This is a genomic window from Cupriavidus sp. 10L43_2 (genome assembly GCF_056395265.1).
In genome coordinates, this window is record NZ_JBFTJE010000006.1 from 114886 (window position 1) to 139934 (window position 25049).

The 25049-nt window shown below is 67.9% G+C and carries 17 protein-coding genes, 2 tRNA genes and 1 other RNA gene; 7 read left to right on the top strand and 13 right to left on the bottom strand.

Features of this window, described 5'->3' with window-relative positions; all coding sequences use genetic code 11:
- Window positions 1-106: 106 nt before the first annotated feature.
- The 8 genes from AC1DEL_RS11025 to AC1DEL_RS11060 form a co-directional block, all read right to left on the bottom strand.
- On the bottom strand, window positions 107-1084 hold the full coding sequence (locus tag AC1DEL_RS11025; protein WP_477125743.1) for a Bug family tripartite tricarboxylate transporter substrate binding protein: 978 nt from the start codon (window positions 1082-1084) through the stop codon (window positions 107-109).
- Between the two features lie 53 nt (window positions 1085-1137).
- Entirely contained in the window at window positions 1138-2106 is a 969-nt protein-coding gene (locus tag AC1DEL_RS11030) for a hydroxymethylglutaryl-CoA lyase (protein WP_092289725.1), read from the bottom strand.
- Window positions 2103-3299, bottom strand: coding sequence for a CaiB/BaiF CoA transferase family protein (locus tag AC1DEL_RS11035; RefSeq protein ID WP_092289727.1), 1197 nt, complete (start codon window positions 3297-3299; stop codon window positions 2103-2105). The genes AC1DEL_RS11030 and AC1DEL_RS11035 overlap by 4 nt, the downstream gene beginning before the upstream one ends.
- Before the next feature lie 197 nt (window positions 3300-3496).
- Entirely contained in the window at window positions 3497-4402 is a 906-nt protein-coding gene (locus tag AC1DEL_RS11040; RefSeq protein ID WP_477159071.1) for a LysR family transcriptional regulator, read from the bottom strand.
- A 23-nt stretch (window positions 4403-4425) separates the two neighbouring features.
- Window positions 4426-5040: a recombination mediator RecR gene (recR, locus tag AC1DEL_RS11045; RefSeq protein WP_441644640.1), complete on the bottom strand. Its 615-nt coding sequence runs from the start codon at window positions 5038-5040 to the stop codon at window positions 4426-4428.
- Window positions 5041-5065: 25 nt separating this feature from the next.
- Window positions 5066-5392 (bottom strand): YbaB/EbfC family nucleoid-associated protein, encoded by a 327-nt coding sequence (locus AC1DEL_RS11050; RefSeq protein ID WP_092289733.1) that lies wholly within the window; start codon window positions 5390-5392, stop codon window positions 5066-5068.
- Between the two features lie 78 nt (window positions 5393-5470).
- Window positions 5471-7807 carry a DNA polymerase III subunit gamma/tau gene (locus tag AC1DEL_RS11055; RefSeq protein WP_477125744.1) on the bottom strand — a complete coding sequence of 779 codons (2337 nt, stop codon included), beginning with the start codon at window positions 7805-7807 and terminating at the stop codon, window positions 5471-5473.
- 42 nt (window positions 7808-7849) lie between these two features.
- The gene (locus AC1DEL_RS11060; protein WP_477109946.1) at window positions 7850-10360 is read right to left on the bottom strand and encodes an adenosylcobalamin-dependent ribonucleoside-diphosphate reductase; all 2511 of its coding nucleotides are present in this window, start codon (window positions 10358-10360) and stop codon (window positions 7850-7852) included.
- Between the two features lie 154 nt (window positions 10361-10514).
- Here AC1DEL_RS11060 and ffs point away from each other — a divergent pair.
- Window positions 10515-10613, top strand: an RNA gene (gene ffs, locus AC1DEL_RS11065) — signal recognition particle sRNA small type.
- 158 nt (window positions 10614-10771) lie between these two features.
- Here the strand turns inward: ffs and AC1DEL_RS11070 are convergent.
- The 3 genes from AC1DEL_RS11070 to AC1DEL_RS11080 all read right to left on the bottom strand — a co-directional run bounded on the left by AC1DEL_RS11070 (window position 10772) and on the right by AC1DEL_RS11080 (window position 17679).
- Window positions 10772-14332, bottom strand: a complete 3561-nt coding sequence (locus AC1DEL_RS11070) for a UvrD-helicase domain-containing protein (RefSeq protein WP_477159072.1) — start codon at window positions 14330-14332, stop codon at window positions 10772-10774.
- Window positions 14329-17262: a PD-(D/E)XK nuclease family protein gene (locus tag AC1DEL_RS11075; protein ID WP_477159073.1), complete on the bottom strand. Its 2934-nt coding sequence runs from the start codon at window positions 17260-17262 to the stop codon at window positions 14329-14331. Before AC1DEL_RS11075 ends, AC1DEL_RS11070 begins: the two co-directional genes overlap by 4 nt.
- A gap of 138 nt (window positions 17263-17400) precedes the next feature.
- The gene (locus AC1DEL_RS11080) at window positions 17401-17679 is read right to left on the bottom strand and encodes a hypothetical protein (protein WP_092289741.1); all 279 of its coding nucleotides are present in this window, start codon (window positions 17677-17679) and stop codon (window positions 17401-17403) included.
- 438 nt (window positions 17680-18117) lie between these two features.
- Between AC1DEL_RS11080 and trxA the strand changes: the two genes are divergently transcribed.
- From trxA to AC1DEL_RS11110, 6 genes are all read left to right on the top strand, one after another.
- A complete protein-coding gene (gene trxA, locus AC1DEL_RS11085; RefSeq protein WP_092289743.1) occupies window positions 18118-18456 on the top strand; it encodes a thioredoxin TrxA in 339 nt (112 codons plus the stop codon).
- 188 nt (window positions 18457-18644) lie between these two features.
- Window positions 18645-19907: a transcription termination factor Rho gene (gene rho / locus AC1DEL_RS11090; RefSeq protein ID WP_092289745.1), complete on the top strand. Its 1263-nt coding sequence runs from the start codon at window positions 18645-18647 to the stop codon at window positions 19905-19907.
- Between the two features lie 87 nt (window positions 19908-19994).
- Window positions 19995-20846 (top strand): M90 family metallopeptidase, encoded by an 852-nt coding sequence (locus AC1DEL_RS11095; RefSeq protein ID WP_092289746.1) that lies wholly within the window; start codon window positions 19995-19997, stop codon window positions 20844-20846.
- A 195-nt stretch (window positions 20847-21041) separates the two neighbouring features.
- Window positions 21042-21302 carry a type B 50S ribosomal protein L31 gene (locus tag AC1DEL_RS11100; RefSeq protein ID WP_092289748.1) on the top strand — a complete coding sequence of 87 codons (261 nt, stop codon included), beginning with the start codon at window positions 21042-21044 and terminating at the stop codon, window positions 21300-21302.
- Window positions 21303-21435: 133 nt separating this feature from the next.
- Window positions 21436-23220 carry an ArnT family glycosyltransferase gene (locus AC1DEL_RS11105; RefSeq protein WP_441590497.1) on the top strand — a complete coding sequence of 595 codons (1785 nt, stop codon included), beginning with the start codon at window positions 21436-21438 and terminating at the stop codon, window positions 23218-23220.
- Window positions 23221-23303: 83 nt separating this feature from the next.
- The gene (locus tag AC1DEL_RS11110; RefSeq protein ID WP_092289752.1) at window positions 23304-24653 is read left to right on the top strand and encodes an MATE family efflux transporter; all 1350 of its coding nucleotides are present in this window, start codon (window positions 23304-23306) and stop codon (window positions 24651-24653) included.
- 79 nt (window positions 24654-24732) lie between these two features.
- Here the strand turns inward: AC1DEL_RS11110 and AC1DEL_RS11115 are convergent.
- Together AC1DEL_RS11115 and AC1DEL_RS11120 are read right to left on the bottom strand one after the other, a co-directional pair.
- Window positions 24733-24809: transfer RNA gene (locus AC1DEL_RS11115), tRNA-Asp, on the bottom strand.
- Window positions 24810-24878: 69 nt separating this feature from the next.
- Window positions 24879-24954: transfer RNA gene (locus tag AC1DEL_RS11120), tRNA-Glu, on the bottom strand.
- Window positions 24955-25049 lie beyond the last annotated feature (95 nt).

Sequence of the window (25049 nt, forward strand, 5' to 3'; positions counted from 1 at the left end):
ACGCAATGCCGGCCGTAAACGCAGCGCGGCGGCGCACAGTGTACGTGCGCCGCCTTTCGATCACCTTGCCATGGTCGGAATGTCTGGCTCCGTGACCTCCTCCGCTTTACTCCGCGTGGATGTCGGCGGACTTGATGACCTTGCCCCAGCGCGTCAGTTCGGCCCGCTGGTACTGATCAAGCTGCTGCGGGTTCATGTAGCGCGCCTCGGCGCCCAGTTCCTCGGCCTTCTTGCGGAAGGCATCGGACTTCATGATCTTCTCGATCTCCGAAGTCAGCTTGTCGATGACGGGCTTCGGCGTGCCGGCCGGCGCGTACATGGCGAACCACGACGACACGTCCAGGTCGGGATAGCCCGCCTCCGGTGCCGACGGCACGTCCTTCAGGCTAGGCAGGCGCGTCTTGCTGGTCACCACCAGCGGGCGCAGCTTGCCGGCGGCGATATGGCCCATCAGCGGSGGCGGCGTGGTGATGGTCAGGTCSACRTTGCCGCCCAGCAGGTCGGTCATSGCCGGGCCGGTRCCYTTGTATGGCACATGGGTAATCTTCGTGCCGGCCTGCAGGTTCAGCAATTCCGTGGACACGTGCTGGAGCGAGCCATTGCCCGACGACGCGTAGTTGAGCTTGCCCGGATTCGCCTTGGCGTAGGCCACCAGTTCCTTGAGCGAGTGGACCGGCAGGCTCGGCCGCACCACCAGCACCTGCGGGGCGGACAGCAGGTTCGCCACGGGCGCGAAGTCTTTCACCGGATCCCACGGCTGCTTGGTCAGCAGCGGCGTGATCACGTGGTAGCCCGAATACTGCACCAGCAGCGTGTAGCCATCCGGCTTGGCGCGCTGCACGGCCTGCGCGGCGATGGTGCCGTTGCCGCCCGGCTTGTTGTCGACGACGACCGACTGGCCGAGCGCCTTGGACAGCGGCTCCGAGATCAGGCGCGCGGCGATGTCCGTCGTGCCACCGGCCGCGGCGGAAACCACCAGCATCACCGGTTTGTTGGGATAGGTGCTTTCCTGCGCCTGGGCGGCAGGTACGAGTGCCATGCCAGCCAGCAGCGCGGCGGCCGTCAGTTGAGTCTTGCGGTTCATGGTTGTCTCCGTGCTTGTTATATAGGGAAGCGAAGGGATCTGAATCTCTGGCGTTACTGCCCGGCGAAGTGCTCAGCCATCCAGGCCGGGGGTTGATGGGTGCGCAGGCGCGGGCCGGCGCGCAGCAGCTGGCTGGAAATTTCGCGCTCAACCAGTGCCGGCAGGCCCCCGACCACGGCCAGCAGGCCGTCCAGGTCTACGCCGGTGTCCACGCCCATCGACGCGAACATGTGGACGAGTTCTTCCGTGCTGACATTGCCGCTCGCGCCGGGCGCGTACGGGCAGCCGCCAAGACCGCCGGCGGCCGCGTCGAAGCGCGTGACGCCGGTCTGCCAGGCCGCGATGGCATTGGCCAGGCCCATGCCGCGCGTGTTGTGGAGGTGGATGGTCAGCCCGGTCTGCGGCAGCGCGCGCTGGAATGCCTCGCACATCGCCGCCACCTGGTTCGGATAGGCCATGCCCGTGGTATCACACAAAGTGATTCCCGAAGCACCCGCATCGGCAAACCGGCGCGCCAGGGCCATGACGTCGGCCTCGGGGATATCGCCCTCGAACGGGCAGCCGAACACCGTGGACAGCGACACGTTCACCGGCACGCCAGCCTTGCCGGCCTCGTCGATCATCGCCGTCAACTGCGCCTTGGACTGCTCGCGCGTCATGCGCAGGTTGGCGCGGTTGTGGGTTTCGCTGCACGACATGACGAGGTTCACCTCGTCCGGCTGGCACGACAGCGCGCGCTCCAGCCCGCGCAGGTTCGGCACGAGCACCGTGTAGGCCACGCCCGGCACCCGTTCGATCTGATGCATCACGGCCTCGGCATCGGCCAGCGCGGGAATGGCGCGGGCCGATGTGAACGACGTCGCCTCGATGCGCGCGAAACCGCAGTGGGCCAGCGCGTTCACGAAGGCCACCTTGCCTTCGGTCGGCACGACCACCGGCTCGATCTGCAGGCCGTCACGCGGCGCCACATCGTTGATTTCGATCTTGGCCGGCCCGGCCAGCGGATAACGTTGGGCACTCATGCGATCACTCCTCGGGCGCGCAGGTCGGCGATGGCGGCCGCGTCGAAGCCGGATTCGGCCAACACGGCATCGGTATGCTCGCCCAGCGTGGGCGCGCGGTCATGGATGGCGCCGGGGTTGGCGGACAGCTTCGGGATGATGCCCGGCACTTCCACGCTCAGCCCCCGGGCCGACGTCACGGTTTCGATCACACCGCGCGCCCGGTAGTGCGGGTCTTCGGCGATGTCCTTGACCGTGTAGATGCGGCCGGACGGCACGTCGGCCTCGCGCAGCACCACCAGTGCGGACTCGACGGTCTGGGTCTGGGTCCAGGCGGCGATGGCGGCGTCGATCTCGTCCACGCGCTTCACGCGGCCGTCGTTGCGGGCCAGCGCGGGATCTTCGCCGAGGTCCGCGCGGCCCATCGCAGCCATCAGGCGGCGGAAGATCGCGTCGCCATTGGCGGCAATCAGCACATATTCGCCGCAACCGCAGGGATAGGCGTTGGACGGCGCGATGCCCGGCAGCGCGCCGCCAGCAGGCTGGCGCACGGCGCCAAAGGCCGAGTACTCGGGCAGCAGGCTTTCGCTGAGGTTGAACAGCGACTCATAGAGCGCCACGTCGATCACCTGCCCCACCCCGCCGCGCGCATCGCGTTCGTACAGGGCCAGCAGCACACCGAGGGCGCCATGCAGGCCGGCGATGGTATCGCCCAGCGAGAGCCCGGCGCGCACCGGCGGCCGGCCCGGCTCGCCGGTCAGGTAACGCAGGCCGCTCATGGCCTCGGCCACGGCGGCAAAGCCGGGTTCGTCCCGGCGCGGGCCGGTCTGGCCGTAGCCGGACACCCGCACCATGATCAGCTTCGGATTGGCGGCGTGGAGCACATCCCAGCCCAGACCCCATTTTTCCATGGTGCCGGGGCGGAAGTTTTCGATCAGGACATCGGCCTCGGTGGCCAGCTTGCGCACCAGCGCCTGGCCTTCCGCCTGACGGAGGTCGATGGCGATGGACTGCTTGTTGCGCGACTGCGCTTCCCACCAGACGGAAGTGTCCTCGTGGATCATGCGCCACTTGCGCAGGGGGTCGCCCTGGCCGGGCGGCTCCACCTTGACCACGTGGGCGCCGAAATCCGCGAGGGTCTTGGCGGCAAAGGGGCCGGCAATCAGTTGTCCCAGTTCCAGGACGCGAATGCCTTCGAGAATCTGTTGCGCCATGTGAGGTGTCTCCGTGATGACCGTGGCTGCCGCGCCGCATCGATCTGCGGGACTGGCTTTTCATGTTGGGTCGGAGTGTGCACCAGCGGGACGGGCGGCGGAATCGGCATTCCGGCAAGCGGGCTTTCTCGGAACGCGAAGGGGCGGGCTTACCCGGAGTTCGCCCGGGGATCCCGGGGGATGGCGCGGAGATCGCCTTAGAACGGCGCGCGGTCGCCGCAGAGATGGGTGATGAGCAGCCGCGCCGACACGGTCAGCCCGGCCGGATCGCGCATGCCGATCAGCAGCGAGCGGCGCGCCCAGGCGTCCTGCAGCGGCACCAACGACAGTCCCATCGACTTCACGTGCGGCTCGGCCGCAATGCGCGGCAGCACGCCCACGCCCAGCCCGGCCATGACCATGCGGCACATCGCGTCGAAGCTGCGCACCTGGATGYGCAGCCGGAACTGCCGCTCCAGCCGGCTGCTTTCCTCGAGCAGCCGCGCCGCCAGCGAGGTCACCTGAGGCAAGCTCACGAAGTCGTATTCGAGCGTATCGGCGTAATGCACGGGCCCGCGCTCGGACAGCGGATGCCCGGGCGGCGTGATGATGACCAACTCGTCCTGCCGGTATTCCACGGTCACCAGCCCGGAGCTTGGCGTGCGATCGGCGAAGATGCCGACATCGGCGCGGTTTTCGACCAGCGCGGCGACGATCTCGCTGCTGTTCTGCTCCTCCAGCTCGATGCGGATGGTCGGATGCTGGCGCATGAACGCCGCGAGGTCGTCCGGCAGGAACTGGGTAATGGCCGAGGTGTTGGCGCACACGCGCACCTGCCCGCGCACGCCGGACGCGTAGTCCGACATCACGCCAGCCATCCGTTCCACGTCCTGGAGGATGGTCAGCGCATGGTGGTAGCAGGCCTGCCCGGCCTCGGTCAGTTGCACGCCGGCGGCGTGGCGGAAGAACAGCGGCGCGCCCACGGCGGCTTCGAGATCTGAAATCCGCTTGCTGGCGGCCGCCACGGCCAGGTGCGACTGGCGCGCGCCGGCCGAGATGCTGCCCTGTCGGGCCACGGCCACGAACAGGCCAAGCGTCACGAGGTCGAAGCGCGCCAGATTCATGTTTGTCCGAGGAAGTCCGATACCTACAGGCTACGCCGGTCCATGACGGCGCGGGCGATGGTGCCCGCGTCCACGTATTCGAGTTCGCCGCCCACGGGCACGCCGCGCGCCAGCCGCGACACCTTGAGCCCGCGCGACTTCAGCATCTCGCCGATGTAGTGCGCAGTGGCCTCGCCCTCGCTCGTGAAATTAGTGGCCACGATGACCTCGCCCACCGGTCCGCCGAGTTCGGGGTCCGTGGCGCGGGCCAGCAGCCGGTCCAGGTGGATGTCCTTCGGGCCGATGCCGTCGAGCGGCGAGAGCCGCCCCATCAGCACGAAATACTGGCCACGATAGGTCAGCGTCTGCTCGATCATCACCTGGTCGGCCGGCGTCTCCACCACGCAAAGCAGCGAGGCGTCGCGCGCGGTGTCGCGGCAGGTCTCGCAGATCTCCTGCTCGGTGAAGGTGTTGCAGCGCTGGCAATGGCGGATGCCGTCGGCAGCACCGCGCAGCGCGTCGCCAAGCTTGCGTGCGCCGTCGCGGTCGTGCTGCAGCAGGTGATAGGCCATGCGCTGGGCGGACTTCGGCCCCACGCCGGGCAGCACCTTGAGCGCCTCGATCAGCGCCTGCAGCGAGGTGGGCGGCGCCGCTCTCATCGGCGCGCCCCTGTCAGATGCGTCATCAGAACGGCAGCTTGAAGCCCGGGGGCAGCGGCAGGCCGGACGTCATCGAGCCCATCTTCTCTTGCGTGGTGGCCTCGGCCTTGCGCACGGCGTCGTTGAACGCGGCGGCGACGAGGTCTTCCAGCAAGTCCTTGTCGTCGGCCAGCAGGCTCGGGTCGATGGTCACGCGCTTCACGTCGTTCTTGCAGGTCATCAGCACCTTCACGAGGCCGGCGCCAGACTGGCCCTCGACCTCGATCAGGGCCAGCTGCTCCTGCATCTTCTTCATGTTTTCCTGCATCTGCTGGGCTTGCTTCATCAGCCCGGCCAGTTGACCTTTCATCATGGGGATACTCCTGAATCAATATGTGTGGATGGCGGGGCGGCGCCGGTGGTGCTGGTCTGGCCGCCCCGGGAATGGTTGTCAGGCGGCGCGTGGCTGGACGGAGCCGGGCACGATCTGCCCGCCGAACTCGCGCAACAGCCCCTGCACGAACGGATCGCCGTCCATCGTGGACTCAGCCTCGCGCTGGCGCTCGGCCCGTGCCGCTGCATCGACAGCAGCCGCCGTGTGCGTGACAGCGCCAATTTCGCACTGCACGCGCACTTCCACGCCGAATTGCTCGACCAGCGCGGCCTGGAGCCGTTCGGCGACATTGTTTTCGGCGATGGCCGCCACCGGCACGCGCAGGTGCAGGGTGCGGCCGACCACGCGGTGCAGCTCGCTCTGGAACGCCAACTGCTGGGCCAAGCCCTTGAGCGGCAGCGTGGCGGCCAGCGTCGGCCAGTCGTCGGTGAACACGGGCGGCGTGCCGTCATCGGCGGCGCTTGGCGCCACGGGCGGAATCGCCGGGGCCAGTTGCACGGCCGGCTGGGCCGGCGGGGCGGCCGGTTCCGGCTCCGGCCGGCGAGCCAGCTTGGCCTGTGGTGCGGCGCGGCTGGCGCGCGGCGCGGGTTCGAACGAGTCCGACTCGAAACCGCTGTCGTAGCCGCCGAAGCTCGGGTCATAGCCCGGATCGCTGTCGTACGGGCCGATCACCGGCAAATCGGGGGGCAATTCCTCCCAAGGCGGCACTTCGCCGCTGGCCGACTTCGCGGCCGGGGCGGATGGCACCGGTTGGGGCGTCTGGACTGGCTTGAGCGGCTGGGCGGCGGGTGCAGCCGGCGCTTCCCGTGCCGGCGTGACGGCCGTGGCCGGGCGCGCCGCCGCAGGCGGACGCAACGGCTGGGCAGCAGGACGCGGGCTCGGCGCTGCCGCCGCAGCGGGCGCCGACATCGGCCGCGCGCCGCCACGGCCAGCCGTGGCCTGGCGGGCGGCCAGCAAGGCGGCCTTGGCGGGCGACATCGCGGCGGCATCGGCTACCGGCGCCGGAGCGGATGGCACGGGCGCTTCGGCCCGGACCGGTGTCACCGGCTCGGCGGCGCGGACAGAAGGTGCCACGGGTGCGGGTCGAACCGGCTCGGCGGCCTGCACCGGAGCGACTGGCACCACCGGAGCCGAAACAGCGGCAGGCGTGGGCACAGCAACCGGAACAGCAGCCGGGGCCATCGCCACCGGCGCAGCCGCCACACGCGGCGCGGGTGCTGCCGGCGCGGCGGGGCGCGGTCGGGCAACTTGCTGCTGGCCGCCACCGCCCTGCCCGCCCACCGTCGCCGGGCTGGCGGACGGCCGGAAGGCCAGCATGCGCAGCAGCGTCATGGTGAAGCCGGCGTACTCGTCCGGCGCCAGTGCCAGTTCGTTGCGGCCAATATTGGCAATCTGGTAGAACAGCTGCACTTCCTGGGCGTCGAACACGCCAGCCAGCCGCCGTACTTCGTCAGCCTCGGGCCATTCGTCCTGCACGGACGCCGGCACGGCCTGCGCCAGCGCCACCTTGTGCAGCAAAGAGCCCAGATCCTGCAGCGCGCCGGCGAACGACAGGCTGCGGTCCGCCATCGCATCGGCAATCCCGAGCATGGCGGCGCCGTCCTCGGCTGCCAGCGCGTCCAGCAATTGCACGAGGTAGCTCTGGTCGATGGCGCCGAGCATGCCGCGCACGGCCTCCTCGGAGACCTGCCCGGCGCTATAGGCGATGGCCTGGTCGGTCAGCGACAGCGCGTCGCGCATCGACCCATGGGCCGCCTGGGCCAGCAGCCGCAGCGCGTTGCCGTCATGGCCGATGCCTTCCTGGCCCAGGATATGGTCCAGATGCGAGACGATATGCCCCGGCGGCATCTGTTTCAGGTTGAATTGCAGGCAGCGCGACAGCACCGTGACCGGAATCTTCTGCGGATCGGTGGTGGCGAGGATGAATTTGACGTGTCCGGGCGGCTCTTCCAGCGTCTTCAGCATCGCGTTGAAGGCGTGGTTGGTCAGCATGTGGACTTCGTCGATCATGTAGACCTTGAATCGGCCCACGGTCGGCGCGTAGACCGCCTTGTCCAGCAGTTGCGCCATTTCGTCCACACCCCGGTTGGACGCCGCGTCCATCTCGATGTAGTCGACGAAACGGCCGCTGTCGATCTCCTGGCAGGCCTTGCACTGGCCGCACGGCTGGGCCGTGATGCCGCCCGCCCCGTCAATGCCGGTGCAGTTGAGGGCCTTGGCCAGGATCCGGGAGAGCGTGGTCTTGCCCACGCCACGGGTGCCGGTGAACAGGTAGGCGTGATGCAGCCGCTGCTGTTCCAGCGCGTGCGTGAGCGCGCGGACCACGTGCTCCTGGCCCACCAGCGTGGTGAAATCCCTGGGGCGCCATTTGCGCGCTAGAACTTGATAACTCATGGCGGCGATTGTAGCAAAACGCGCCGCCCCGAATGGCGCCGATTAACCGCACTCCCCCACGTAGCCACAATTGGCGCATTTGGCGCAGCCATCCACCTTGTGCAGGGCGTGGGCGCCACACTCGGGGCAAGGCTTGCCGGTGCCCACGCCGGGGTTGTGGCCGGCCGGGGCCGGCCGCGTCGGGTTGCCGGCCAGCGCCAGGGCCGGCTCGCCAGCCTGGAACGCGTCCCGCCCGGCCAGCCGGGCCGCCAGCGCCGCCGCCGGCACCTGGGCGCCGTCCTCGTCCAGGAACCCGCGCTTGATCAGGATGCGCTGGAGCGCGTAGCTGATGGCGGCCACCTCGGAATCATGGAAACGCGGCACCTCGGTGCCGTCCTGGCGCACCAATGCACCATATCGGACCGTGCCCTTGTCCCAGACCACGTTGCGCATGTCCGCCAGTGCCTTGGCCACCGGGCCGCCGGAGCGCGCCACCATCGACAGCAGCCGCATGGTCGAGGTGATCCACTGCTGCCCCTCGGTGCGCTGGCCCGCCGGCATGAAGAACTCGAGCGGCCGCTCCACCGTCACCGGCTTGCCATCGATGACGCCCGAGACCCGCATGAAGTTCACGGTCAGGTAGACGGTCTTGTGGCCCTCGTAGGTCAGATACTCCACCTTGGACGTCACGCCTTCCAGGTCTCCGAGCGGCCGGCTGTTGAACGGGCGCGTCAGCGGATCGTCGTCCGGGGTGGCCGTGGTGGCGGTGGAGGCCGTCGCCGGGGCGGCGGCAGGCGTGACCGAGAGCACGGCGCCCAGCACGCTGTTGGGCCGATAGGTCGCCAGCCCCTTCAGGCCGGCCTTCCAGGCCTCCAGGTAGAGGTTGCGGAAGGCCTCGTACGGATAGTCCTCCGGCACGTTGACGGTCTTGCTGATGCTGGTGTCGATATAGGGCTGCACCGCCTCCAGCATGCGCATATGGTCCAGCGCCGACATCTGGAGCGCGGTGACGAAGCTCTCCGGCAGCCGCTCCATGTCGGCGCCCATGTGGCGATACAGTCGCCAGGCGTGATCGGCCACCTCGAACGATCGGTAACTGTCGTCCGGCATCCGCTTGCGGCGGTTGTAGGTCCACGAAAACGCCGGCTCGATGCCATTCGACGCGTTATCGGCAAATGCCAGCGTGATCGTGCCCGTTGGGGCAATGGAGAGCAGGTGCGAGTTCCGCAGGCCATGCGCCCGGATGGCGTCGCGCACGGCCTCGGGCAGCCGGCTCACGAAGCCGCCGGCCAGGTATTGGTCGGCCTCGAACAGCGGGAAGGCGCCCTTCTCGTCGGCCAGCTCCACCGATGCCAGGTAGGCATGGTCGCGCATGGCTTCCGAAATCCGCCCGGCCAGCTCGCGCGCGGCATCGCCGTCGTAGCGCAGGCCGAGCATCACCAGCGCGCTCCCCAGCCCCATGAAGCCCAGGCCGATGCGGCGCTTGGCGCGGGCCTCGGCCTCCTGCTCGGGCAGCGGCCAGAACGTGACGTCCAGCACGTTGTCCAGCATGCGCGTGGACACCCGCACGACCTCGGCGAAGGCCTCGAAATCGAAATAGGACTCGGCCGTGAACGGCTGGCGCACGAAGCCGGTCAGGTTGATCGACCCGAGGCAGCAGCAGCCATACGACGGCAGCGGCTGCTCCGCGCACGGGTTGGTCGCCTCGATGGTCTCGCAGTAATAGAGATTGTTGTCCGCGTTGATCCGCGACAGGAACAGGATGCCCGGCTCGGCATGGTCATACGTGGCCTGCATGACCTGGTCCCAGAGCTGGCGGGCCGGCACGCGGCGGTAGACCCACTGGCCGTCATCACGCCGATAGGCGCCGGCGGCGATCATGTCCATGCCCGGCTCGGCCTCGTGGACCAGTTCCACCTCGCCATCTGCCTCCACGGCCTGCATGAACGCATCGGTCACGCCGATCGAGATATTGAAGTTGGTGAGGTCGCCCTGGTCCTTGGCGTGGATAAAGCTCTCGATATCGGGGTGGTCGCAGCGCAGCACGCCCATCTGCGCGCCACGCCGGGCGCCGGCGGACTCCACGGTGGCGCAGGAAGCATCGAACACCTTCATGAACGACACCGGCCCGGACGCGCGCGAGTGCGTCGCGCGCACGAGCGCCCCGCCGGGGCGGATGGCCGAGAAGTCGTAGCCCACCCCGCCGCCGCGCCGCATGGTCTCGGCCGCCTGGGCCACGGCCGCGTAGATGCTGGGCTTGCCGTCGCGCGCCTCGGAAACCGAGTCGCCCACGGGCTGGACGAAGCAGTTGATCAGCGTGGCCTGGATACCCGTGCCAGCGGCGGAATTGATCCGCCCCGCCGGCACGAAGCCGTTCTCCAGTGCCCAGAGGAAGCGCGCGCCCCACATCTCGCGCCGGTCGGCCGGCTCGGCCTCCGCCAGCGCACGCGCCACGCGGGCACGCACATCGGCAATGGTGCTTTCCTCGCCCTTGGCGTACTTCTCCAGCAGCACTTCGGTGGAAATGTCCTGCGGCGCCAGCGCGCCGCGCAAGATCTGGTCGTTTGCGTTCATGTCCTGGCTCATTCAGATGGAACGATTTTTCCAGTCCGCCATGCTGCCAGCGATCCTCCGGCGCACAGCCTGCGTCAGATCAAACTAGCTAGAACAAATCGTATTCCAACTAATTTCGGGACGCCGCCGGCCGGTTGCGATACAATGCCGGTCGGACGGGCCTCCTCGCATGGTGGCGCGGTCAACCTGGTCAGGTCGGGAACGAAGCAGCCACAGCCGTTTTCCATCAGTGCCGAGGGTCAGGCTCGTCCCCCATATTCTTTTGCTGCATTCCTTCGCGGCACATCTTCGTAGCCGTTCGCGTTACACGTCACACACTCCCCGCACAATCAGGCAACAGCGTCGGCAACGCCCTGCAATGCCGCCTATTCTGCTCCCATTTTTCGATTGGGGGCGCATGCCCCCAATCGCTCAGAACAACGACCCCTGCTGCATTGCCGGAACCGGCGCGCGCAAACTGCCCGCGTCGATCCACTCCCCGGCCGCCGTGGCCACGCCGGCCTCGATGCGCTTGCCGGGGAACATCGGCCCCACTGCCGCCACGTAGCGCGCGAGTTGGGCGCCATAGGCGGCATGTTCCTGCGGCAGCAAACGCAGTTTGTAGTCGATCACGACCACGCGGTCGGTGAATTCCACGAGTCGGTCGATCCGCAGCAGCCGGCCGCGCCCGTCGTACAGTTCCACCTCGTTGCGCGACGATAGCGCCGCTTCGGGGAAGAACAGCGGGCGCAGCGCCGGTGCGGTCAGCATCGTGCGGACGTCGGCCACGGCCGCTTCGGCCTGGGCCTGCCAGCGTTCGCGCGCCTGCGGCGCCCCGGCGCCGGTCAGCGGGAACCAGCGCATGACCGTGGGCACGTCCGGCAAGGCGCCGAAGGCTTCCGGATAGCGCGTCACCCGTTCCAGCAAGGCGTGGACCAGTTCGCCATGGGCCGCCGCTGCGGCGTCGAACACCACCGTTTCTTCCTGGTCTTTGTCGTCGAACTCATCGAATTCGTCAATTTGCGGGAGTGGCGCCGCGTCGCGATAGCGCAGGCGGAAGTCCGCGTAGCGCACGCGCTCGCTCACTGGCGTCAGCGCGGCATCGCCGGGGGCAGCTTCGGTTTCCGGGTAACCGTCCACCGCTTCGCCCACGCCTGCCGCCGCCAGTCGCACGTACCAGCTACCGGCGATCTCGGCCGCCGCGCCCTCTTTCTCGGCCTTGCTCGCACGGCCCTTCACGCCGCTCACCAGCAAACCCTGTTGGGCGCGCGTCATCGCCACATAGAGCAGATTCCAGTTCTCGCGCTCGGCCAGGGCCGCTTCGGCCTCGAACAGGGGCTGGCGGGCCCGGCCGCGCTCGCTGCGCTTGCCGTAGGCCGAGAAATGCCGGGGCACCGGCGACTCAGGCGGCCAGTCAACCAGAATGCCGCCGCGGTCCGCCGCCGGGTCGCTGTGGTTCGCGTCGAGCAGCACCACGAAGGGGGCCTCGAGCCCCTTGGCGGCGTGAACGGTCAGGATATGCACCGCATCAAGCTGGCTTTCGCCGTCATCTTCCGGCTCCGCCTCGCCGTCCTCCACGCCTTCGCCCATGCCGCCCTCGTCGGGGCTCTCGTCCTCGTCGCCGCGCCGAATTTCCTGCAACTCGTCGATAAACTTCGGCAAGCTCGGATAACGACCGCCATCGAGGTCCAGCGACAGCTTCAGGAAGGCGTCGAGATTGGCCAGCACCTGCTCGCGGATGGCGGCTGGCGCGGCCTCGGCGTAGCGGCGGCGCACCTCGCCCGCATCATAGATATGGTCGATCAGGTCATGCACGGGTCGCTGTGGCGCGAGCGCGAGCCAGGCGCGCAGCCGGGCCACGCCGCCACGTAGCGCATCGGAACATTCGGGCGGCACGCCCACCGCGTGGATGCGCGCCCACCAGCCGCCCTCGCCTTCCAGGCCGGCCAGCAGCAGCAGGTCATCGTCGGTGGCGCCCACCAGTGGGCTCTTGAGCACGTGCGCGAGGTCGAGGTCGGACTCCGGCGTCATCAGGAAGGCGAGCAGCGCGGAGATGTCGAGCGCCTCCAGCGTCGCCAGCAGGCCGCCCCGGCGCGGACTCAGGCACGGGATGCCGGCCTCGCGCAGCGCGCGCTCGTAATCGGCCAGATGGGTCTTGCGGCGCACCAGCAGGTGCATGTCCCGCCAGCAGGCAGGCCGCGTGGTGTCGCCTTCCCGCACGGGCACGTGGTCGCGCACATGGTGCAGCCAGGCGGCCACGCGCCGGCCTTCTTCGTAGCGCAGCGAATCGCCCTGCCGCGTGCGCGGCTGGGTCAGCGTGTCGCGGTGGGATGGGGCGTCAGCCGGAACCTCGGCTTCGTCCTCAGCCGGCTCCTCGACCAGCGGCAGCAGCCAGACCGGCCCGCCGGGCTCGCGCAGCGCCGTGGTCTGGGTCTCGWACAGCGGATAGCGGCCSTCGGCGCGCGCATGGTCGAACACGGCGTTGACCCAGTCGAGCACCTCCGGACGGTTACGCCGCGTGCGATTGGTCCGCAGCACGGTGGCGCCGAAATCGGCCTGCAGCATGGCGCTCGCCGCGCCGAACAGGCGGGCGTCGGCGCGACGGAAACGGTAGATCGACTGCTTTGGATCGCCCACCAGGAAGACAGTCGGCTTCTCGCCCAGGCCCTGGTAGCCGGCCAGCCAGCCCTGCAGGATCCGCCACTGGAGCGGATTGGTGTCCTGGAACTCGTCGAGCAACAGGTGCTTGTAGCGCGCGTCCAGCCGCACCTGGAGGTAGGTGGCGGTCTCCTCGTCGGCCATCAGCCGGGCGGCGAGCCATTCGAGATCCGCAAAATCCATCGCGCGCTGGTCGTTCTTGTAGCGCTGGTAGCGCTCGAGCAGGGCATCGCCGAGTTGGTACAGCGCGAGGTTGATGGCCAGCACGGCGGCCTCGCAGCGGCGCGCGGCGATTTCGTCGAGCCGGGCGCAGTGTTCGGCATGGCGGGCTAGCAGATCGTCCACGGCGGACTCGCCGCCCGCGGCCTTGACCAGCGCCGTGGTGCGACGCATCGCACGTGGCTCGCCCGCCGCCGTGAAGAACGCCGATCGCAGGCGGTGGAAGGCTTGCGCGGCGGCGTCGCCGGGCGCGCCGCCCGCCTCGCGCCAGGTGCGGATGGCGGTCAGGCCGTCGATCATCCGGGCAGCATGGCCGTGCTCGGTCTTGCCGCCCTGCCCTAGCAGTTTTGCGAGGGCCGTGCAGTCGTCGAGCCATTCGCCCTCGCAGAGCGCCTCCACCAGTACGTCCGCCGTGGCATCGTCGCCGAGGTGTTCCGCGAGCATCGTCGCCGGGTCGCCAGCCTCGCGCATCGCAAACCATTCGCTGCGCGCGTGGAACATGCGGTCCAGCAGGCTGCGCGCCTGGAAGTCGCCGATGGCATCGACCAGTTGTTCGTACGATGCCCGCAATTCGGCGAATTGGGGCTGGGCCAACGCACGCCAGAACGGCGCCCAGGCTTCCCGCTTCATGCGCAGGGCGTCTTCCCGCAGCGATGCGCCCGGCACGATGCCGGAGGCCAGCGGTGCGCCACGCAGCAGCGTGCCGAACCAGCCGTGGAAGGTGTCGATGGCCATGCGCCCCGGCGAGGCGAGCACCTTCGCGTGCAGCCCGCGCGCACGCGGCAGCGCGGCCCGGGCGGCGTCCGGGGTCAGGCCACGCATGGTCAGGGCGGCCAGCACCTCGGCGTCGGTGCCGCTGGCCAGTTGCGAGAGCACTTCCAGCAGGCGCTCGCGCATCTCCTCGGCGGCCTTGCGCGTGAAGGTGATCGCCAGAATCTCGTGCGGGGCGGCGCCGGCCAGCAGCAAGCGCACCAGTCGCGCCACCAGCAGCCAGGTCTTGCCGCTGCCGGCGCACGCCTCCACCACCACCGAGCGGGCGGGGTCGCAGGCGGCGCGCGTGAAATCGGCCTCTTCGATGGGGTGCCCATCGCGAAGGTAGGCGTGGACGTCGGTCATGACTGCAGATCTGGCAAGGCGGTGGATTCCCAGAAGCCCTTGCGGCACAGGCCGCGGGCTTCGCAATAGGTACAGGCGGCGGCGTCACCGAAGGCCGGCAACTTGGCGCCGGTACGCAGGCGGCCCACATCGTGGCGCAGCTGGCGCTCCAGCCACGTGACGGCGGCGGCGAAGTCGGGCAGTTCCACTTCGCGCTGCGCGGCGGCGGCGCTGTCTTTCCCGCCGTGCTTCACGCCTTCCAGCGCGACCCAGCTTCCCGCCACTGCATCGGCGCGCAGCAGGCCGTAGAACGGCAGCTGGCAGTCTTCCTCGGCATCGCCGGCCTTGCGGCGCAGGCGGCTGGCCGGCTGCGTCTTGTAGTCGAGCACCGCGTGCGCGCCATCCGGGCCCTTGTCGAGCCGGTCGATGCGGCCCGCCAGCCGCAGCGGCAAGCCGTCCGGCATCGCCACATCCACGCTCACGTCGAATTCGCCGGCGCGCCACAGCCAGCCCTCGGCCTCACGCGCAGCCTGCCAGTCGATATAGGACGGCAGCACCTCCAGCCAGCGACGGTAGTAGCCGATGGCGTTGCCGTCCTCGGCCATCAGCGCGCCAAACACGGTGTCGGAAATCTGGCGCAGCCGGGCCAGCCGCCGCGCGGCGTCCTGTTCGTCGGCTTCGGCGATTTCGGCGTGGTATTGCAGCAGCACGCGGTGTAGCAGATTGCCGATATCGCGCTTCTCTAGGTCGTCATTTACCGCCTCAAGACCGGCCAGCCCGAGCATCCGCGCGGCGAAGAACTGGTACGGGCAGCGCCGCAGCATGTTGTACGCCTGCGCGCTCCAGCGGGCGGGCACGCGCTCGGGGGCGGTCGGCACCGGCATATAGCCGGGCTGGGCGAAGGTGTCGTGCAGGCGCGGGGCGATGCTGGCCTCGATCGGCGCCCCGGCGCGCGCGCAGCACGCCGACAGTCGCTCGATCCAGCCCGACACGTGGTGCGGCTCGCCCCGCCCCCCGAAGCGCTGCCAGGTCATCACCACGTCGTCGTTGTTCAATAGCACTTCGGCCAGATCGCGCGCCTGCTGGGCGAAGCGCGCCTCGCGGTCTTCGAGCGCCAGTTCGCGGCGCATCTGGTTCGAGAAGAACATCAGTTCGGCGGCGCTGGACGGCAGTTGCGCATCGTCGCAGCCGACGATCACCACGCCGTCGAAGCGCCGCATGCGCGCGCCGTTCAGCGGCAGGATCGTGATGCGGGACGAACTCTGCGCGGACGGCTCCTTGTACGCCACCGATTCGAGCAAGGCGGACAGCATCGCGCGGAATTCCTGCTGGCTCAGCGTGGCGTGGGCGCCGGTCTCGTCGTCGGGCAACTCGGCCAGCCGCGCGAGGGCGTCGAGCATCTGCCGGCCGGCGTCGTCGGYGGCGAGGGGCGTGCGCATATCGAGCGCGTCCAGCGTGGCGTCGAGCCGCTCCAGCCAGACCGTCAGGGGCTTCTGCGCCAGGCCGCGCGGCCACGCGGCGGCCTCGTCGGCCAGCGTGGCGATCAACGCGCGCGCGCCGGCGCGGGTGGCTTGCTGGGCCTCGTCGGCGTCCATCGTCTCGGCATCGACCAGCGTGGCGTTGGCGCGCCGCTCGGCAAACAGATGACGCAGGCGCGCCCAGCCGCCGGTGATGGCTTCGCGGCGAATCTGGCGTTCCATCAGCGCGATGGCGCCGCCGCGATGGGCAAAGCCGGGCAGGCAGAACGGGCTCTTGAGCAGGTCGAGCAGCGCGGCGGTGTCGCCATCGCGCGCCAGGACGTCGAACCAGCGCATCAGCGCGGCGGCCGCCCGCGTGGTGGAGAGCTTCCAGCCGGTTTCGTCGCGGACCGGCGCCCCGGCGCGGGCGAGCAGCGCGCGGGCCCGGCGGGCCACCACGCGGTCATGCGCGACCAGCGCGACGTGGCGGCGGCCTTCGTTGAGCCATTGCACGAGTTGGTCGGCGGCGGCGGTCGCCTCGTCCTCGAAGCGCGCGCTGCCGACCACGCGGATGCGGGGGCGATGTTCGGGGAACTGATCAGGCAATGCATTTTGCGACTGACGGGTCAGGGAATCGTCTGACGCATCAGATTCGTCTTCGTCTGCCACTGCATCGATCCGCCGTGCCTCGGGCCACAGTGCCAGCAGCGTGCCGTACCAGTCGGGCGTGGCCTCGGCATCGTGCGCGCCGCCGGACCAGTCGTAGCCCACTTCGAGCGTCGGCACCTGCTCGCCAGCCTGGGCGAGGAAGCGGGCCTCGACGGGTTCGGGCGGCGTCGGGCCAATCCACACCACTGGGCCGGCCACCTGCTGCGCCAGCCGCTGCAGGGCGCGGCGCCGGGCTGGCAGCGGATCGTCCGGACCGGAAAGCATCTGCCAGAACGCCAGAACAATCTGCGCCTCCTGACCAAGAAATTGTTCCGACAGGTGCGCATAGGTGCGTTGCAACGCGCCCTGGAGCAGCGCGGCGCGATCCTCGCCATCGATATCGTCATCGTCGCGGACGGCGGCGTCCTCCAGCCAGCGCGCGCTCAGTTCGTCGCTGATCGACAGCAGCGTTTGCGCCAGCCCCCAGGCGGCGCCCTCGGTCTGGGCGCCGAACGCGCGGCGCAGCCAGTCCTGTTCGCGGATGGCCTGCTGCACGGCCAGCAGGCGCGCGGCATGGCTGCGCACCGGCCTGGGCTCGGCTTCCAGGTCGGGCGGGAGGTCCAGCAGCCAGTGGCCCAGCGTCAGCACGCGCGGCAGCAGCCGGGGCGTGCCGGCGGCGCGCGCGGCGGCGTCGAGCGCCAGCCTGACACCCGGAATCTGCGCGGCCGTGGGCACGACCACGTGCGCGCCGGCGGCGGCCGGTCCGCAATGGTCAAGGAAATACCACGTCGCGGTGGCGGCCTGCTCGAGGAAGGCGGGGCCGGGAGAAAACGAAAGCCGGGTCATGGATGGCGCGCCGGGCCACGTCGGGTCAGGCGCAAATGGGGGCACGGAGCCGTGGCGCGCCAGGGCGGCACGGCGTGGTCAGTCAGGGAAATACGATGGCGTTGGCCGGGGCCACCCGGCTGCCCGGGCAGGCGCGGGTCAGTGATCACCGCGCTCCAGCCGCGCACGCAACTCGCGGGCGGTTTCGAGCAACCCTTCGTAGCCGGAGCGGGCGTGCTCGGGCAGGTCCGGATCGCCAACCAGCGTGCCGAGCGTCTCCATCACGCTGTAGACGAGCCCACGCGCCGCGCCAGTGGCAATGCTGTTGGTCTCCACCGCGCTGTTCAGGTGCGCCAGGGCGTCGCTCAGGTGATCCACGTCCGGTGGCGTGTCGGGCAGATCGTCGGCGGGATCGGGCTTGCGGGGATCGGCAGTCATGGTCGGTGGCCTTGTGGTGCCTGCGGGGTTGGCAATCCATATCATTCTACGCGCGCGGCCGGTCGGCCGGCATGGGGAGGATTCTCAAAGTGCTTTTCAGGTCATGCCGGATACCCTTATTGGGGGAATTCCCCGGGCACAAAGATAATCCATTTGAGTACTGGATAACCCGATGCCGATTGAGCGATTCTCTTGCCGCGATTAACACAATGTTGAGCAGGTATTACCGCGCAGGGGCACAATTGCACCTGTCCCCGGCCCTGTCGGCACCCCGTTCCGAGGGGGTATTGAAATTCGGCAAGCTGGTAACATATCGGCATCAACGGCACGACCTGTCTGACCTGACTGCCTCCGGCGCCATCGCAAACCGATCGCCGGATTCTCGTGTAAGGTAGCGGTCAGCCTTCAACATCAACTGAGCCCCAGAGGTTTCACGCCATGAGCGAACAAATCAAGTATGTGAGCGACGCATCGTTCGACGCCGACGTCCTCCAGTCCGACAAGCCCGTCCTGCTGGACTTCTGGGCCGAGTGGTGCGGTCCGTGCAAGATGATCGCCCCGATCCTGGACGAAGTGGCACGCGATTTCGGCGACAAGGTGCAGATCGCCAAGATCAATGTGGATGAGAACCAGCAGGTGCCGGCCAAGTTCGGCATCCGTGGCATTCCCACGTTGATCCTGTTCAAGGAAGGCAAGGTTGTCGCCCAGAAGGTTGGCGCCCTGTCCAAGTCGGACCTGACCGCGTTCCTGAAGAACAACGTCCCGGCCCTGGCCTGACGCCAGACCCCGCGGCCAGCCCGGCATGGCTGGCTGCGGCACCGCATGATCCGGCTTCGCGTGCGCCAGCTCTGGCGCGCCGGCCGGATTGTGCTAAGATGCCATCAACAACTTCCCCGAGCGTTCGCTCATTCTTTCCCCCTTCCCTTTGGTCTCGCCCGTCCGGGCCACTTCTGTACCCCTCGTCTATGCACCTGACAGAACTCAAATCGCTTCACGTGTCTGCGCTTCTCGAAATGGCGGCAACGCTCGAGATCGACAATGCACAGCGGATGCGCAAACAGGAACTGATGTTTGCGATCCTGAAGAAGCGCGCCAAGATGGGCGAAACCATCTACGGAGACGGCACGCTGGAAGTCCTCCCCGACGGCTTCGGCTTCCTCCGCTCGCCGGAAACCTCGTACCTGGCCAGCACGGACGATATCTACATCAGCCCTTCGCAGATCCGCCGCTTCAATCTCCATACCGGCGATTCGATCGAAGGTGAAGTGCGGACCCCGAAGGACGGCGAGCGCTACTTCGCGCTGGTCAAGGTGGACAAGGTCAACGGGCAGGCGCCCGAAGCGGTGAAGAACCGCATCATGTTCGARAACCTGACGCCGCTGCATCCGAACCGGCCGCTCCAGCTCGAACGTGACATCCGCGCCGAAGAGAACATCACCGGCCGCGTGATCGACATGATCGCCCCGATCGGCCGTGGCCAGCGCGCGCTGCTGGTGGCCTCGCCGAAGTCGGGCAAGACCGTGATGCTCCAGCACATCGCGCATGCGATTGCGAACAACCATCCGGAAGCTGACCTGTTCGTGCTGCTGATCGACGAGCGCCCGGAAGAAGTTACGGAAATGATGCGCTCGGTGCGCGGCGAGGTGGTGGCGTCGACCTTCGACGAACCGGCCATCCGTCACGTGCAGGTGGCCGAAATGGTCATCGAGAAGGCCAAGCGCCTGGTGGAACTGAAGCGCGACGTGGTGATCCTGCTGGACTCCATCACCCGTCTGGCACGCGCCTACAACACCGTGGTGCCGGCCTCCGGCAAGGTGCTGACCGGCGGTGTGGACGCCAACGCCCTGCAACGCCCGAAGCGTTTCTTCGGCGCCGCGCGTAACCTGGAAGAAGGCGGTTCGCTGACCATCATCGCCACGGCGCTGATCGAAACCGGCAGCCGCATGGACGACGTGATCTACGAAGAGTTCAAGGGCACCGGCAACATGGAAGTGCACCTCGAGCGCCGTCTGGCCGAGCGCCGCGTCTACCCGGCCATCAACCTGAACAAGTCGGGCACGCGCCGCGAGGAACTGCTGATCAAGCCGGAAATCCTCCAGAAGATCTGGATCCTGCGCAAGTTCATCTCCGACATGGACGAAGTGCAGGCGATGGAATTCATCCTCGACAAGATGAAGCCGACGAAGAACAACGCGGAGTTCTTCGACATGATGCGCCGCGGCGGCTAACCGCCCCGGTAGTGCATCAGGCAGGAAAGGCGTACCCTTGGGTGCGCCTTTTTTGTCTCTGCCAATCGATCCGACGACCCTCCGCCCATGTTCGGCAAACTGACCAGCTACCTGCGCTCGCGCTCACGCGCCCGCAAGCTCGAGCACTACGCCATTCCGGACGACCTCTGGACGCGCACCGTGGCTGCCCTGCCCTACGTGCAGCGCTACGGCGCCGAGGATCAGGCCGCGCTGCGCGAGCTGGCCACGCTGTTCATCGCCGGCAAGGAATATTCGACTGCCCACGACCTGCCGCTGACCGATGAGATGGTGGTCAGCGTGGCCGTGCAGGCTTGCGTGCCGATCCTCAAGCTCGGTATCGAGTGGTATCGCGGCTGGCACGGCATCGTGCTGTATCCGGGCGAATTCCTGATCCGGCGCACCGTGGAGGACGAGATCGGGCTGGTGCACGGCGTGGAGGAGGAGGCGAGCGGCGAGGCGTGGGAGCATGGTCCCGTCATCCTGTCCTGGCAGGACGTGAGCACGCCCGGCGCCGGGCTCGATTCCGACCACGCGCTGCCGGCGGACACCTACAACGTGGTGATCCACGAGTTCGCCCACAAGCTCGACATGCTCGACGGCGAGCCCGACGGCGTGCCGCCCTTCTCGCGCGTGCTGCATCCGGGCGTCGATGCCGAACAGTGGGCCGAGGCGTTCCTGAGCCAGTACGATGCCTTCGCCGATGCCTGCGAGGCCGTACCGGACAGTGCATGGAACCACCCCGAGCGGCTGCCGCCCCGGCTGCGGGTGATCGACCCCTACGGATGCGAGGCGCCCAGCGAGTTCTTCGCAGTGGCGTCCGAGGCATTTTTCGTGGAGCCCGAAGGCCTGCGCCGGCATTGGTCTACGCTATACGAAGCGCTGGCCACGTTCTATCGTCAGGACCCGGCCAAAAAATGACGCAAAATGCACTTCCGAACACCCGACGACATGGTCACAGCCGCGCGCGTATTGTTGTCCAAGCGCTTGTCTTTCTGGCATAATCCCGGTTTGCCCGTTATCGGCAAGTGGTTCGCTCGTCGCAAGCATTCGTCATCCGATGCACGCACGCGGCAGACATGAGCGGACTGGCTACCCAACCTGAAAGGAAGCACCATGAAAGAAGGCATTCACCCGAATTATCGCGAAGTCCTGTTCCACGACGTGTCGAACGACTTCAAGTTCGTGACCCGCTCGACGATCCAGACCAAGGACACGATCGAACACGACGGCAAGACCTACCCGCTGGCCAAGATCGAAGTGTCGTCGGAATCGCACCCGTTCTACACCGGCACCCAGAAGATCATGGACACGGCCGGCCGCGTCGAGAAGTTCCGTCAGAAGTTCGGCAGCAAGCTGAGCACGATGAAGAAGTAATCTCGCGGAGCCGCGAGCATGCCGCGCACGAGGGAACAGATGCTCCCGCCGCGCGCGACCTGACAAAGAGGCAGCATCGGCTGCCTCTTTGCTTTTGTGCAGCCGATTGTTGCTGCCTACGATTTCACCGCCGATGAGTCAAGCCAAGACCTCTCCCGTCCACCTGACCGCCGCCGCCACCGGCGCGCTGCCGCGCGCCCTGCTGCTGGCCATCTGCATCATCTACGGGCTGGCCGGCCTGTTCGGACGCGATCCGTGGAAGAACGAGGATGCCGCGGGCTTCGGCGTGATGTGGCAGCTCGCCACCGGCGGTACACAGGACTGGCTGATGCCGAACATCGCCGGCCGGCCGTTCAGCGAGGACGGCCCGCTGGTGTTCTGGCTCGGCGGCATCATGATCCGGCTGTTTGGCGGCTGGCTCGGCGCCCCGGACGCGTCGCGGCTGGCCACGGCGCTGTTCTACTTCGGCACCTGCGCCTTCATCTGGTATTCCACCTACCTGCTCGGCCGGCGCGACGAAGTGCAGCCGTTCGCGTTCGCGTTCGGCGGCCAGCCCGATGCGCGCTCCTATGGCCGTGCGCTGGCCGATGGCGCGCTGCTGCTGTTCCTGGCATGCGTGGGGCTGGCGATGCGCGGGCACGAAACCACGGCGCAGGTCGGCCAGGTCTGCTTTATCGCCTTCATGCTGTACGGGCTGGTGCGCAGCCTGGACAAGCCCGTGCAGGGCAGCCTCTGGTACGGCGTGGGGCTGGGCGCGCTGTGCCTGTCCAGCGGGCCGATCCTGGCCGCCGCCCTGCTGCTCGCCACGGCCCTTGCCGCCGTGGCCTGCCGGCCGCTGCCCGCGAAGTGGCTGGCGGGGATTGGCCTGCCGCTGGCGCTGGCCATCGTCGGCGCGTGGATGGCGATGGTGTACCTGGGCGCGGCCGACCGCGACGAGGCTGTCACCTTCATCCGCGAGTGGGCCCGCTACGACCGTCGCACCTATGGCGGGCCGTCACTGGCCGCGGCCGGCTTCATCGCACGAAATCTGTTCCTGTTCGCGTGGCCGGTCTGGCCGGTGGCCGTCTGGGCGTGGTTGTCGTGGCGTGGCATGCGGCGCGCGGCCCACGTAGCGCTGCCGCTGTCGATGCTGACGACACTGCTCCTGTTGCTGGTGCTGCAACGCAGCCCCGGCGACGTGCAGTTCATCCTGTTGCTGCCGCCGATGGCCGTGCTGGCTGCCTTCGCATTGCCCACGCTGGCGCGTGGCGTGATCAACGCGATCGACTGGTTCGCCCTGCTGTTCTTCACGATCTTCTGCGGCTTCCTCTGGTTCATGTGGATCGCCCGCACGACCGGTTTTCCGCCCAAGATCGCCAACAACGTGTACCGGCTGATTCCGGGCTTCCAGCACTCGTTCACCTGGAGCGCGGTGGTGATCGCGCTGGCGGTGACGCTGGCCTGGGTACTGGTGGTGCGTTGGCGGCTGTCGCGTGCGCCCAAGCAGATCTGGCGCCCGGTGGTGATCTCGGCCGCCGGCACGACGCTGATGTGGGTGATGGCCATGACGCTCTGGCTGCCCGCCATCAACTACGCCAAGACCTATCGCGATGTGGCGCAAGCCGCCTCGATGGCGCTACCGTCGACCTATACCTGCGTGCAGCCGATCCGCATGGGGAATGCGCAACTGGCGTCGTTCTCGTATTACGGCCATATCCGCTTTGGCGGGCCCGATGACGGCTGCGACGTGCTGCTGCGCCACGACGCCGTGGATTACGGCCCGCCCGGCAACATTTCGCACTTCGAATGGCGGCTGGTCTGGGAAGGCCGCCGGCCTGCGGACCGGGACGAGCGCTTCCGCCTGTACCGGCTGGTCGATGTTGGCCGCGCTGCGCCGCCCCGGCCCACGGTGCCGCGCCGCCTGCCGCGCCAGCCTTAATCCTCCGCGCAGGACGCCCCTCGCCCCCCCTCACGCGCCGGACTCACGACTGAGCCGGCGCGCCATGCTTTCCGACAAGAACAATGAGCAGCGCGCTGCAAGACATTCGCCGCATCCTCCACCTCGCCGCGCCCGTCCTGGTCGGACAACTCGCGGTGGTGGCCTTCGGCGTCATCGATACGGTGATGGCCGGGCGCGCCTCCGCTACCGACCTCGCCGCCGTGGGCCTGGGCGGCTCCATCTACATCACCATCTATATCAGCCTGATGGGGGTGCTCCAGGCGCTGGCACCCATCGCCGGCCAACTCTATGGCGCGGGCCGCACCGCCGAGATCGGCAGCGAAGTGCGCCAGGCCGCGTGGCTGGGTGTGGCACTGGCCGTGCCGGGCATGCTGTTGCTGCTGTTCCCTGGGCCGCTGCTCACGTTTGCCAAGGCGCCGCCTGAGCTGGTCGAGAAGGCCTCGCACTATCTTCATATCGTGGCGTTCGGCCTGCCGGCCGCGCTGAGCTTCCGCATCTATATGGCGCTGAACAACGCGCTGTCGCGGCCGATCATGGTGACGGTGCTCCAGATCGCCGGGCTGGCGATGAAGGTGCCGCTCAACGCGTGGTTCATTCATGGGGGACTGGGGCTGGCGCCGATGGGCGGTCCGGGCTGCGCACTGGCCTCCACGCTGATCAGCTGGACCTGGTGCATCGCCGGCCTGCTGATCCTGCGCACCGGCGCCGCCTACCGGCCGCTGGCGCTTTTTGCCGGCTGGGAGTGGCCAAACTGGAGCAAGATCCGCCCGCTGCTGCGGCTGGGCGTGCCGATGGGGCTGACCTATCTGATCGAGATCACCTCGTTCACGCTGATGTCGATCTTCATCACACGACTCGGTACCGAGACGCTGGCCGGGCATCAGATCATCGCCAATCTGAGCGCGGTAGCGTACATGATGCCGCTCTCTCTGGCGATTGCCACGTCCACGCTGGTGGCCCAGTCGATTGGCGCACGTGACTTGGCTGGGGCACGCCGGCTGGCGTGGCGCGGCATCCGCTTCGGGGCCGGGCTGGCGCTGCTGACAGGCGCCCTGCTGTGGCTGCTCCGCGAGCCGCTGCTGCAGGCCTACGCCAAGGATCCGACTGTAGTCACCAAGGCACTGCCGTTGATGCTGTTCGTCGCGTTCTATCAGGCATTTGACGCGGTGCAGGTCATGACCGCCTTCATCCTGCGCGCGTACAAGATCGCCCTGATTCCGACGTTGATCTACGCAGGATCGCTGTGGGGCGTGGGGCTGGGTAGTGGGTATGTGATGGGATTCGGCTTGATCGACGCGCTACCCGAGTGGACACGCGGCGCCGCCGGTTTCTGGTTCGGCAACAGTATCAGCCTGGCCTTGGCCGGCACGCTGCTGGTACGGTATTTCATGCGGGTGAGCAAACCCGCATGATTTAAAGGCGGGTCACGCAATGCAATAACGGGAAGCGAAGGATAAAAAAAATGCCTGCTTGCGCAGGCATTTTTAATATTGGCGGAGCGGACGGGACTCGAACCCGCGACCCCCGGCGTGACAGGCCGGTATTCTAACCAACTGAACTACCGCTCCGTGTTGGTTCGCCGCTCGAAGCTATTGCTTCGGACGACTAGCTGGACGTTTGATTACGCCCTGCTGTTTTGGCGTCCCCTAGGGGATTCGAACCCCTGTACTCACCGTGAAAGGGTGATGTCCTAGGCCTCTAGACGAAGGGGACAGAAACTTGTTGCAACGTTTCCGTCTGCGCTGCGAAGTCCGTAACTGTAACAGACTTTTCAACGACTGAGGCACCTTTTTTGCTGGGTCGGTGCC

Excerpts from the sequence above, each read along its gene's own strand:
- AC1DEL_RS11030 (WP_092289725.1), bottom strand. The coding sequence starts at position 2,106 with ATGAGTGCCCAACGTTATCCGCTGGCCGGGCCGGCCAAGATCGAAATC.
- AC1DEL_RS11035 (WP_092289727.1), bottom strand. The coding sequence starts at position 3,299 with ATGGCGCAACAGATTCTCGAAGGCATTCGCGTCCTGGAACTGGGACAA.
- recR (WP_441644640.1), bottom strand. The coding sequence starts at position 5,040 with ATGAGAGCGGCGCCGCCCACCTCGCTGCAGGCGCTGATCGAGGCGCTC.
- AC1DEL_RS11050 (WP_092289733.1), bottom strand. The coding sequence starts at position 5,392 with ATGATGAAAGGTCAACTGGCCGGGCTGATGAAGCAAGCCCAGCAGATG.
- AC1DEL_RS11055 (WP_477125744.1), bottom strand. The coding sequence starts at position 7,807 with ATGAGTTATCAAGTTCTAGCGCGCAAATGGCGCCCCAGGGATTTCACC.
- AC1DEL_RS11060 (WP_477109946.1), bottom strand. The coding sequence starts at position 10,360 with ATGAACGCAAACGACCAGATCTTGCGCGGCGCGCTGGCGCCGCAGGAC.
- AC1DEL_RS11080 (WP_092289741.1), bottom strand. The coding sequence starts at position 17,679 with ATGACTGCCGATCCCCGCAAGCCCGATCCCGCCGACGATCTGCCCGAC.
- trxA (WP_092289743.1), top strand. The coding sequence starts at position 18,118 with ATGAGCGAACAAATCAAGTATGTGAGCGACGCATCGTTCGACGCCGAC.
- AC1DEL_RS11095 (WP_092289746.1), top strand. The coding sequence starts at position 19,995 with ATGTTCGGCAAACTGACCAGCTACCTGCGCTCGCGCTCACGCGCCCGC.
- AC1DEL_RS11100 (WP_092289748.1), top strand. The coding sequence starts at position 21,042 with ATGAAAGAAGGCATTCACCCGAATTATCGCGAAGTCCTGTTCCACGAC.
- AC1DEL_RS11105 (WP_441590497.1), top strand. The coding sequence starts at position 21,436 with ATGAGTCAAGCCAAGACCTCTCCCGTCCACCTGACCGCCGCCGCCACC.
- AC1DEL_RS11110 (WP_092289752.1), top strand. The coding sequence starts at position 23,304 with ATGAGCAGCGCGCTGCAAGACATTCGCCGCATCCTCCACCTCGCCGCG.